Source organism: Vibrio sp. 1249-1 (genome assembly GCF_033340495.1).
Window position 1 is genome coordinate 1 of the sequence record NZ_JAWOWJ010000590.1, and the last position, 680, is coordinate 680.

Below are 680 nucleotides of genomic sequence, written 5' to 3' on the forward strand. Positions count from 1 at the left end.
GCGAACTTAAAAATCGCGTAGAAAACCGAACCACTGACCTCGCCCAACTCAGCTTTTCACTCACTCAAGAAATTGACCGCCGCAAAGCCGCTGAAAGACAAGTTAACTACCAGAAAACCCATGACCAAGGTACCGGATTTCTTAATCGCGCCGCACTGGAAGCGGTGGTTGAAGATACGCTTCAATCCCTAGAACACGAGCATCAGTCTTTAATTGTTATAAATGTGGGCTTTAGTAATGCGCGTAGCATACAAACTCGATACGGCTTTGAAGCGTTTGATGAGATCCTCAAAGAATTTCGTAAGCGCCTTGGGATGAACGATTCAAACTACTTCATTACTGGTCGCCCAAGTTCAAACGACTTAGTGCTTTTGTTATGGGGAGAAGATGCTGATTCGAAACTGCATAATCTGCTTGATAAAATCACTAATATCAGCGTGGGGAACTTCTACATCAACGACACAGAAGTGCATTTGCACTCCTACGTTGGCGTAGTTCAGGCTCATCGCTCGAGCAGCGCCAAACAACTTCTACAAAATGCTTGTTACGCGATGTTGCTATGTAAAGAGTCGGGTGAAGCTTACAGTTACTTCTGTGAGAGCCACACGCATGAGTTGAACAACCATAATCAGCTCGAAAGTTATCTGCTCCAAGCGGTACGTAATGACGATTTGATGTTG

Annotated in this window: 1 protein-coding gene; it reads left to right on the top strand. The window is 44.9% G+C overall.

Translation table 11 applies throughout. The features are described from left to right. Positions 1-680, top strand: a 680-nt coding sequence (locus R7Z50_RS27800; RefSeq protein ID WP_318149794.1) for a GGDEF domain-containing protein, incomplete at both ends; no start/stop codon positions are given.